We start from the raw sequence: 9865 nt of genomic DNA, 5'->3' as shown, positions 1-9865 counted from the left end.
TTCGGCCTTCCGGCGGTGTCGACTCTATCAGATCCTTTCGGGCCTGATTCCCGGTCAACTCGGGCTGTCTTTGCGGCTGTTGGGCCGTTCCGACGAGTGAGACTTTAGCGGAATCTCGGCTCCCGACCTAATCGGGCTGCGTCCTTCGAACGCGGATTCCACATTCCGTAAAAGCGCACGGAAATGAAACGACGGCGAGCCATGAGGCACGACGTCGATCACTTGAGTGGTTCTTGCGGAATGGCTGCCCGGGGACCGGCCAAGTGGTCGGCGCTCACGTCGGGCAACTCGGAGAACACTACGTATCGAGGTAGGGGCTGTCAACCTCGGCTGCCGGGCGGCCGGGGGCCCGTGAAGGAGGCTCGGTAGGCGCGGGGACTGGTGGTCAGACGAGCCGCGAAGTGCTGGCGCATCGTGACCTCGCTGCCGAAGCCCGCGCGGCGGGCCACCTCGGGCATGGGCAGGTCGGTCTGCTCGAGGAGCTTCTGGGCCGCGGCGATGCGCTGGTCCAGGAGCCAGCTGAGGGGGGTGGTGCCGGTGGCCGCGGTGAAATGGCGGGCGAAGGAGCGGGGGGACATCCCGGCGCGGGTGGCCAGGTCCTTGATGGTGAGGGGGTCCTGGAGGTGGCGGAGCGCGTACTCGCGTACGGCGGCGAGGGTGTCCGCGTCGCGGTCGGCGCGGGGCGTGGGGTGGTCGATGAACTGGGCCTGGGAGCCGGTGCGGAAGGGGGCCGTGACCATCGAGCGGGCGATGGTGGCGGCGGCCTCCGAGCCATGGGCGAGGCGGACCAGGTGGAGACAGAGGTCGATGCCCGCGGCGGTGCCGGCCGCCGTCCAGATGTTGCCGTCCTCGATGAAGAGGGCGTCGGGGACGACGGTGACCTCGGGGTGCTGGGTGCGGAGGAGGTCGGTGAGGCGCCAGTGGGTGATCGCGCGGCGGCCGTCGAGGAGGCCCGCCTGGGCAAGGGTGAAGGCGCCGCCGCAGAGGGCGGCGATGGGGATGCCGCGGGTGTGGGCCCGGCGGAGGGCCGCGAGGAGTGGGGCGGGGGCCGGGCTGAGGTGGTCGTCGAGGCCGGGGACGACGATCAGGTCGGTGGGGGTGAGGCGGTTCAGCCAGGAGAGCGTGCGGTCGGGGGTGAGGGTGAGGCCGCCGCGGAGGGGGATGGGCGTGGGGCTTGCTGCGGGGCGGTGGAGAGAGAAGGAGGGCGCGCCGCGGTCGGTGCGGGGGGTGCCCCAGACCTCTTGGATCACTGAGACGTCGAAAGGTCTCACCCCGGGGAAGGCCGGCATCGCGATGCGCTGTGCTGTCCGGTCGGTGTGCCTGGGCTGCATCGTGATGGACCTCTGAGTTCTCAGTCCTCAGGTACGTGCGGGAACGGTTGGCAGTAAACCATCGATCAGTGGCTTTTTGCAGTCTGGGAGGGCGGAGGTCCGCGCGGCAGAGTCGTTGGCATGGAGATCGCAGAGAACGCAGCGCTGGTCGTCGTCGATGTGCAGAAGGGGTTCGAGGAGGAGGGGTTCTGGGGGGCTCGGAACAATCCCGGGGCCGACGACAACATCGCCTCGCTCATCGATGCCTGGCAGGAGACGGGGCGGCCCGTCGTCTTCGTACGGCATGACTCGCGCAAGCCGCAGTCGCCGCTGCGGCCCGGGTATGCGGGCAACGGCTTCAAGGAGTACGTCGAGCGGCGGCGCGGGAAGGGCGTGGGGGCCGAGCTGCTGGTGACGAAGAGCGTGAACTCGGCCTTCTACGGGGAGCCGGATCTCGACGCGTGGCTGAAGGGGGCCGGTGTCGCGCAGTTCGTCGTGGTGGGGATCCAGACCAACATGTGTGTGGAGACGACCGCGCGGATGGGCGGGAATCTGGGGTACGAGGTGATCGTCCCGCTGGACGCGACGCACACCTTCGATCTCGAAGGGCCCTTCGGCTGGCGGCGGAGTGCGCAGGAGCTCGCCGAGGCGACGGCGGTGTCGCTTCATGGGGGCGGGTTCGCGAAGGTCGTGACGACGCGGGAGCTCGTCGACCGTCCATAGACCGTACTTTTGGACGATAGTGCGTGGCTTTTAGAAGCTTAGGGTGATTCAGGCAATATTTGTCCAGTTTGAGCCCCTCCCGGTTGGAGCCCGCCGATGCAGTCGCGTCCGCGCTCGCGTTCTCGTACGGCCGTGCTGTGGGCCGCCGTCGCCCTGAGCGTGGCGGCGTCGGCGGCCCCGGCGAGTGCTGCGAGCGCCGGCAGCGCTTCGGGGGCGGACCACGGGGAGCACGTCGTCGTCCTGCGGCTGCATGTGCTGGACCGGATGAATGCCCGCATGGAGGCCGAGGTGCATCGGCTGCGGACGCGGGGGGACACGGACGAGGCGCGGGCCATGGAGCGGCGGCTGCACGCGGGGCGGGATGTCGCGCGGCAGCTGCACCTCGTCCTGGGGCGGTAGCCCGCTTCCTCCCCTCCCCCCTCGGCCCGGTGTCAGTTGTTGTTGCCGGTGGCCAGTTCGCGGCTGCGGTCGCGGGCCGCTTCGAGGGCGGCGATGAGGGCCGCCCGTACGCCGTGGTTCTCCAGCTCGCGGATGGCGTTGATGGTCGTGCCCGCGGGTGACGTGACGTTCTCGCGGAGCTTGACCGGGTGTTCGCCGCTGTCGCGGAGCATCGTCGCCGCGCCGATCGCGGACTGGACGATCAGGTCGTGGGCCTTGTCGCGGGGCAGTCCGAGCAGGATGCCCGCGTCCGTCATGGCCTCGACCAGGTAGTAGAAGTACGCGGGTCCGGAGCCCGAGAGGGCCGTGCAGGCGTCCTGCTGGGTCTCGGGGACGCGGAGGGTCTGGCCGACGGCGCCGAAGATCTGCTCGGCGTGCGCCAGGTGCGTGGCGTTCGCGTGGCTGCCCGCCGAGATGACGGACATGCCCTCGTCGACCAGGACCGGGGTGTTCGGCATGACGCGGATGACGGCGACGCCGTCGGGCAGGCGCTCCTCGATGAAGGCCGTCGTGATGCCCGCGGCCGCGCTGATGATCAGGCGGTCGGGGGTGAGGTGCGGGGCGAGCTCGTCGAGCAGTCTGGCCATGTCCTGCGGCTTGCAGGCGAGGATCAGGGTGTCGGCCTGCTTGGCGGCCTCGGGGTTGGAGACGGCCTCGACGCCGTAGCGGGTGCGCAGCTCGTCGGCGCGCTCCTGGCGGCGGGTGGTGACCAGCAGGTCGGCGGGGGCCCAGCCGCTGCGGATCACCCCACTGAGCAGGGCTTCACCGATCTTCCCTGTGCCGAGTACGGCGACCTTCTGACTGCTCATGCGCGGGCCCTCCGGGGTGTCGTCCTCTTCGGGGCCATCCTCGCATCGGGGGCCGCGCGTGCGGTACGGCGCCGGGATCAGGCGGTACGGCGCCGGAGCGTGGCCGCGCCCAGGGCGAGGACCAGGAGCGCACAGCCCGCGACGATGACGGCATCGCGGACGAAGGCGCCGGTGACGGAGGGATGGCGCAGGACCTCGTTCATGCCGTCGACCGCGTACGACATGGGCAGGACGTTCGAGATCTTCTCCAGGACCGGCTGCATGTTCTCGCGTGCGGTGAACAGCCCGCAGAGGAGGAGCTGCGGGAAGATCACCGCGGGCATGAACTGGACGGCCTGGAACTCGGAGGCCGCGAACGCCGAGACGAACAGGCCGAGGGCCGTGCCGAGCAGCGCGTCGAGCAGCGCCACGAGCAGGAGCAGCCAGGCCGAGCCGGTCACGTCCAGGCCGAGGGCCCACAGGGCGAGGCCGGTGGCAAGGGCGGACTGGACGATGGCGAGGCCGCCGAAGGCGAGGGCGTAGCCGGCGATGAGGTCGCCCTTGCCCAGCGGCATGGCGAGCAGGCGCTCGAGGGTGCCGGAGGTGCGCTCGCGGAGGGTCGCGATGGAGGTCACCAGGAACATCGTGATGAGCGGGAAGATGCCGAGCAGCGAGGCGCCGATGGAGTCGAAGGTGCGCGGGCTGCCGTCGAAGACGTAGCGCAGGAGCAGGAGCATCACGCAGGGCACCAGGATCAGCAGCGCGATGGAGCGGGGGTCGTGGCGCAGCTGGCGCAGGACGCGGGCGGCGGTGGCGAGGGTGCGGTGGGGGTTCATGGCGTCACCTGGATTCGGGGTGGCGGGAGTTGGCGTCGCTGGGGGCTTGGGTTCTGTCGGCTTGGGTTTCGTCGGCTTCGCTCGCTTTGCTGCGTTCGCTCCCCTTGCTGGCTTCGCTCGCCTTGCTGTGTTCGCTCCCCTTGCTGGCTTCGCTCGCCTTGTTCGCTCTGTTCGCCTCGTCCACGAGGTGGAGGAAGCCCTCCTCGACGGTTTCGGAGCGGGTGCGGGCGCGGAGCGCGTCGGGGGTGTCGTCGGCGAGGATCTCGCCCTCGCGCATGAGGAGCAGGCGGTGACAGCGCTCGGCCTCGTCCATGACGTGCGAGGAGACGAGGAGGGCGGCGCCGCGCTCGGCGGCGATGGTGTGGAAGAGCTGCCACAGGTCGCGGCGGAGCACGGGGTCGAGGCCGACGGTCGGCTCGTCGAGGACGAGGAGTTCGGGGGTGCCGAGCAGGGCCACGGCGAGGGAGACGCGGCCGCGCTGGCCGCCGGAGAGGTTGCCGGCGAGGGAGTCGGCGTGCGAGGTGAGGTCGACGTCCTCGATGGCGTGGGCGACGTGGGCGCGGCGGCGTTCGGCGGCGGTGCCGCGGCCCGGGTCGAGGACGGCGGCGAAGTAGTCCAGGTTCTGGCGGACCGTCAAGTCGTCGTAGACGGACGGGCTCTGGGTCACATAGCCGATACGGGAGCGCAGCTCGGCGGCGCCCGCCGGGCGGCCCAGGACGCGGAGGGTGCCGCTGACCTTGGCCTGGGTGCCGACGACGGCGCGCATCAGGGTCGACTTGCCGCAGCCGGAGGGGCCGAGGAGGCCGGTGATCTGCCCTGGAGGGACGGCGAACTTGATGCCCTTCAGGACGGTGCGGGGGCCGCGGACGACGGTGAGGGCCTCGGCCTCCACGGCCGGGGTGGCGGCGGATTCCGTGGTGGCGGGGTCACGCGCAATATTCACCATGTGATGAATATTGCGCGTGCGGGGGTGCGGGGTCAAGCGGGCTTACGGGTGCGGCCCCTTCTTGCGTACGACCGTCACGTCCACGGCGTACGCCTCCTCGACGATCCCGTCCGGGAAAGCGGCCAGGAGGTGCCTGCGCTCCTCCTCCAGGAGGGGCGCCGCCGCCTTGGGCCCGAGCGTCGCGAAGTACGAGCGGCTGCCGAGGTGGGCGAGGCCGACGTCCACCGGGACACGGCGGCGCCAGTGCAGGCGCCGGAACGCAACCGTGATCGGGCCCTGCTCCTGGCCTTGCCCCGCCGACAGCTCGGGGATGAGGCCCCGGACGATCGCCGGCGCCTCCCCCGTGATGCCGTGCGCGTGGTAGCCGGGCAGGCGGGCCTTGAGGCGTTCCTCTTGGGCGACGGATGTGTGGACGTCGGGGTCGGGCACGTTCCACCAGAGGGCGAGGGATCCGCCGGGGCGCAGTACGCGCAGGGCCTCGGGGACCGAGCGGGCCGGGTCGGTCCAGTGCCACGCCTGGGCGTAGGTGACGAGGTCGGCGGAGGCGTCGGCGAGCGGCAGGGCGTCGCCGGTGGCGCGGACGAGGGGGACGGCGGGCAGGCCGGTGCGGAACTGGGCGGCCATGCCCGGGCCCGGCTCCACGGCAGCGATGACGTGGGCGCCGTGGTCGAGGAGGAGGCGGGTGGCGATGCCGGTGCCCGCCCCGACGTCCACGGTCCGGGCGCCGCGGATCGGGCGGTGGGCCAGTTCCTCGATGGTGGCGAAGAGTTGGGGTGGGTAGCCGGGGCGGGCGGCGGCGTACTGGGCGGCTACGGAGTCGAAGGAGAGGGCGAAGTCGCCGGTGGGTTCGGCGAGTTGGTCGGGTTGGCCGGGTTGGCTGGGTTGGTCGGGTTGGGTGGGTTGGCCGGTGGTGGTGGGGGCGGACGGGTCGGAGAGGTCGGAGGGGGCATCGGGGTCGGTGCTGTGGTGAAGGTGAGGGTGAGGGGGTGTGGGCTCGGGCTGAGAGGTGCGGGAGGTGTCCGGCATGGGGCCATCCTGGCGACCGGGTTTGGGGGCGTCAGCCCGTATCGCCGTATCGCCGTATCGCCGTATCGCCGCGTCGCCGCGTCGCGGTCGCGGTACGGCACCGGGAGCAGAGGTCCCCGGCTCACGCCACAGCCAGGCGGCAGGCGTCCCCCGGCAGGCGTCAGCTAGCTCTTGCGCTTCTTCTTCGAGCTCTTCGACGGGTTGCCCGTCCTGCGCGACGTGCGGCGTTCGTACTGGTCGCGGGCCGTCTCGTACTCCTCGCGGTGCAGTTTCTCGCCCGGGGCCTCGGTCAGGGCGCGGAAGAAGTAGGCGAGCAGGACGCCGATGAAGCCGATCGTCATCAGGCTGCGCATCGACGCCACCGACTGCGGGTCGTGGCGCTTGGAGAAGCCGTCCCACGTGCGCCGGAACGCGATCGCGCTGCAGATCGCGAACATCACCACGACCAGGAGGTTCACGAACTTGCCGACGTCGGCGATCGCCAGGCCCTGGTACGCGAAGCGCAGCACGAAGCAGCCCGCCGCCGCGGCGAGCAGTGCCCCGGCGGCGACGCCCGCGCGGCGCGCCCCGTAGCCGTTGTCGTGGCCGACCCAGGTCGTGCCGAAGAACCGGATCGGCTCGGGCTGCGGACCGGGCGGCGTGCCCGGCGCTGATACCTGGTCTGCCTCGTTCACATCGCTCACGTCTCGATTATCGCCCGGCCGCTGCCGACGGGCCGCCCACGGGCTCGCCCTATTCGTCCCCCTCCTTGCCTCGCCAGGGGGCCGGACCGCTACTTTGTGCGCACAGGCAGCACGAGTGCAGACAAGTAGCAGCAGCGGCAGCGGTCAGCAGTAGCAGTAGCAGCACTAGTACGGGCGGCCGGGCCGCACAGGGGAGGTCGGAGACTGTGTCGCTCCGCGAGGGAGATCCGCAGGACATCGGCGGCTATCCGCTCGAGGCGCGCCTCGGCTCGGGCGGGATGGGCACCGTCTATCTGGCGCGCACCGCGTCGGGGCGGCCCGTGGCGATCAAGCTGATCCACCAGCAGTTCGCGGCCGACGACGAGTTCCGCACCCGCTTCCGGCAGGAGGTCGCCGCCGCCCGCCGGGTCAGCGGAGCCTTCACCGCCGCCGTCGTGGACGCCGACACCGAGGGCGTGCACCCGTGGATGGCCACGACCTACATCGAGGGCCCCACGCTCGCCCAGCGCATCGCGAGGCGCGGCCCCGTCGGCGGCGCCGAGCTGCGCGGCCTCGCCATCGGTCTGACCGAGGCGCTGCGCGACATCCACCGCGCGGACGTCGTGCACCGCGACCTCAAGCCGTCGAACGTCGTCCTCTCCCCCGAGGGCCCGCGCGTCATCGACTTCGGCATCTCGCGCGCCGCCGACCAGCAGACCCTCACCATGACGGGCCGGGTCATCGGCACGCCGCCGTTCATGTCGCCGGAGCAGCTCCAGGCGCCGCGCGGCGTCGGGCCCGCGTCCGATGTGTTCTCGCTGGGCACGCTGCTCGTCTACGCGGCGACCGGGCAGGGGCCCTTCGACGCGGACAGCCCGTATATGACGGCCTATCAAGTGGTGCATGAGGCGCCGGAGTTGGGGGAAGTTCCGGAGGTGCTGCGGGCCGTCGTCGAGCCATGCCTGGCGAAGACGCCGGAGACGCGGCCCTCGGCCGACGGGCTCCTGGAGCAGCTGCGGGATCTGCCGACGGACCTCGGCGGGGCGGGAGCCGGTGCCGCGGCAGCCGGGAGCGGCGTCCGTCGTACGCGGGACATGGACACCGAGCACTCGGGCCCGCCGTCACACGGGCAGGGAAATCCCCCGGCCGCACCGGCACCAGCACCGGCACCGGCACCGGCATCAGCCCTCGCCCCTGCCCCTGCCCCTGCCTCCGAGCGGACCCTCATACGGCAGCGGCTGCGCAAGCGGTGGCGGCCCGTGCTCGCCGCCGCCGTCGCGGTCGCGGCGATCGGCGGCGGGATCGCGGTGCTCACGGCGGGCGGCGACGGGTCCGGGGCCCGGGTCAGCAAGGACAGCGGCCGGGACGGCAAGGGCCGCACCCTCGCGGCGGCCGAACAGCCGCTGCCCGGCGACTTCAAGCCCTGGCACCACACCGTGCGCGGCGGTTCGGTCCCGGACGAGCTGCGCTGTGTGGCGCGCGACGACTCGGTGTTCTGCGGGGGCGGCGGCGTCGTCGGCACCCGGCTGCGGGCCGCCGACGGCTCCCGGGTGTGGACGGTCAAGAGCCCCGGCGTGCCCGTGAACGGCCTGCATCTGGTCGGGGTCACCTCCGACACCGTGCTCGGCTACCGCATCCCCGCCGAGGGCGGCGAGGAAGTGGTGGCCCTCGATGCCGAGAAGGGCGACGAGCTGTGGTCCGCGCCGTCCGGCGCCCAGTCCGCCGCCGTCGCCGGGGGCCGCTCGCAGGACGCGGTGGTGGCCGGCTCGACCGTCCTGACCGTCGACGGGAGCCGCACCCACATCGAGGCCCGGCAGGCGCACAGCGGCAAGCTCCGCTGGCGGGCGCCGTTCCCCGCAGGCTCCGAGTGCACTCCGGTGGCGGCGGGCAAGCGGGCGTACGCGATGTGCGCGCCGGTCGGCGAGACCGACAGCACCGCGGTGCGCCACCCCTCCCTGCACCCGCTCGGCCTCTCCTCCGGTGAGCTCGGCCGGACCATCGCGCTGAAGGGCCAGCTCCAGCCGCTCGGGACCGCGGACGACGGCTCGTTCGTGCTGGTGCGCCAGCGCGTGAAGGGGCCGGAGCTGATGGGGTACGACGCGGTAGTGCGGGTGGACCCGAAGAGCGGCTCCGCCACGTACAAGCCGCTGAAGAAGACGTACCCGGGGACGCCCGGGCTCGCGGACGGGACGGTGTACGTGACCGCGCAGACCGGGCAGGTCAGCGCGTTCGACCCGGCGAGCGGGGCGCTGAAGTGGTCGCGGCAGTCCGGGATCGAGGGGGCGTCGGGGCCGGTGGCGGCGGACGGCGTCCTGTACGTCAGCTCGGCCAGCGGCCGGGTCGCGGCGCTGGCCGAGCGGGGTGGGGCGCGGCTGTGGACGACGGATCCGCGGACGGACGGGCTCACGGGTGAGTCCAACGCGAGCGGGCGGGTGGCGGTCGCGGGGCGGGTCGTGGTGGTGGCGGCGGACAAGAACGTGGTGTTCGCGTTCGACGCGGTGCGGCCGCCGGAGTCCGGCTGAGCCGGGGCTTCTCCGGCTGAGGGTTCCGCCCCTCAGCCGCGAGGCCCGTTCAGCGACTCGGCAGCTCAGCGGCTCGGCGGCTCGGCGGCTCGGCGGCTCGGCGGCTCGGCGGCTCAGCAGCGCGGGGCCACGTAGCCGTCGCTGCCGGTGCGGACGTAGGTGTCCGAGACGTAGCGGCCGCTGCCTATGCGGTCCCAGATCCGGGAGGTTCCGGTGGGGCCCGTGACGGTTTCGCCGGGGCGCTGGCAGGTGATGGTGACGCGGGTGCCCTTGGGCAGGTGGCCGATCTTGGGGTACGAGGTTCCTGGGCCGGAGCGGACGTTGACGTCTGCGGCCAGGGGGTAGGACTTGGCGCCGGTGGCGGTGGCCTCGGTGACGGCAGCCTCGGCGACGGCGGCCTCGGTGACGGTCTCTCTGGCGAGCTGGTCGCTCATGGGTGTCTCCCCCGTGTGTGTGGTGTCGGGGGCGGAGACGTCTGGGGTGGGTGGGCTGGTTGCGTTTTCCTTCCCCGATCCCGCCCCTTCCCGAATCAGCCGACTCCGTCGGCCCTGGGGCGCCCGAGATCGCCTGAACGGCTCGTCCTCAATCGCCGGACGGGCTCAAAAGAGCCCGTC

Annotated in this window: 10 protein-coding genes; 3 read left to right on the top strand and 7 right to left on the bottom strand. The window is 72.2% G+C overall.

Going from position 1 to position 9865, the window contains the following annotated elements; translation table 11 throughout:
• Nucleotides 1–320 precede the first annotated feature (320 nt).
• Nucleotides 321–1331 carry a GlxA family transcriptional regulator gene (locus ACFWYM_RS44625; RefSeq protein ID WP_384851304.1) on the bottom strand — a complete coding sequence of 337 codons (1011 nt, stop codon included), beginning with the start codon at nucleotides 1329–1331 and terminating at the stop codon, nucleotides 321–323.
• Between the two features lie 120 nt (nucleotides 1332–1451).
• On the opposite strand from ACFWYM_RS44625, the gene ACFWYM_RS44620 reads away from it, so the two are divergent.
• Nucleotides 1452–2033 (top strand): cysteine hydrolase family protein, encoded by a 582-nt coding sequence (locus tag ACFWYM_RS44620; RefSeq protein WP_384851303.1) that lies wholly within the window; start codon nucleotides 1452–1454, stop codon nucleotides 2031–2033.
• Nucleotides 2034–2129: 96 nt separating this feature from the next.
• Entirely contained in the window at nucleotides 2130–2432 is a 303-nt protein-coding gene (locus ACFWYM_RS44615; protein ID WP_384851302.1) for a hypothetical protein, read from the top strand.
• 32 nt (nucleotides 2433–2464) lie between these two features.
• Here the strand turns inward: ACFWYM_RS44615 and proC are convergent, their stop codons facing one another.
• From proC to ACFWYM_RS44590, 5 genes are all read right to left on the bottom strand, one after another.
• Nucleotides 2465–3280 carry a pyrroline-5-carboxylate reductase gene (proC, locus tag ACFWYM_RS44610; protein WP_384851301.1) on the bottom strand — a complete coding sequence of 272 codons (816 nt, stop codon included), beginning with the start codon at nucleotides 3278–3280 and terminating at the stop codon, nucleotides 2465–2467.
• A 77-nt stretch (nucleotides 3281–3357) separates the two neighbouring features.
• Nucleotides 3358–4095: an ABC transporter permease gene (locus ACFWYM_RS44605; RefSeq protein ID WP_384851300.1), complete on the bottom strand. Its 738-nt coding sequence runs from the start codon at nucleotides 4093–4095 to the stop codon at nucleotides 3358–3360.
• Nucleotides 4096–4099: 4 nt separating this feature from the next.
• Nucleotides 4100–5041 carry an ABC transporter ATP-binding protein gene (locus ACFWYM_RS44600; protein ID WP_384851299.1) on the bottom strand — a complete coding sequence of 314 codons (942 nt, stop codon included), beginning with the start codon at nucleotides 5039–5041 and terminating at the stop codon, nucleotides 4100–4102.
• Between the two features lie 42 nt (nucleotides 5042–5083).
• Nucleotides 5084–6067: a class I SAM-dependent methyltransferase gene (locus ACFWYM_RS44595; RefSeq protein ID WP_384851298.1), complete on the bottom strand. Its 984-nt coding sequence runs from the start codon at nucleotides 6065–6067 to the stop codon at nucleotides 5084–5086.
• 164 nt (nucleotides 6068–6231) lie between these two features.
• Nucleotides 6232–6750 (bottom strand): EamA/RhaT family transporter, encoded by a 519-nt coding sequence (locus ACFWYM_RS44590; RefSeq protein ID WP_384851297.1) that lies wholly within the window; start codon nucleotides 6748–6750, stop codon nucleotides 6232–6234.
• 206 nt (nucleotides 6751–6956) lie between these two features.
• Here ACFWYM_RS44590 and ACFWYM_RS44585 point away from each other — a divergent pair, with 206 nt between their 5' ends.
• Nucleotides 6957–9251, top strand: coding sequence for a PQQ-binding-like beta-propeller repeat protein (locus tag ACFWYM_RS44585; RefSeq protein ID WP_384851296.1), 2295 nt, complete (start codon nucleotides 6957–6959; stop codon nucleotides 9249–9251).
• Between the two features lie 113 nt (nucleotides 9252–9364).
• Here the strand turns inward: ACFWYM_RS44585 and ACFWYM_RS44580 are convergent, their stop codons facing one another.
• Complete coding sequence (locus ACFWYM_RS44580) at nucleotides 9365–9685, bottom strand: SH3 domain-containing protein (RefSeq protein ID WP_384851295.1); 321 nt, start codon at nucleotides 9683–9685, stop codon at nucleotides 9365–9367.
• Between the last annotated feature and the right edge of the window lie 180 nt (nucleotides 9686–9865).

Origin of the sequence: Streptomyces sp. NPDC059009 (assembly GCF_042740175.1) — a bacterium.
Classification (GTDB): domain Bacteria; phylum Actinomycetota; class Actinomycetes; order Streptomycetales; family Streptomycetaceae; genus Streptomyces.
The sequence above is the reverse complement of the archived record's forward strand: the minus strand, read 5'-3'. Positions and strand labels throughout refer to the sequence as shown.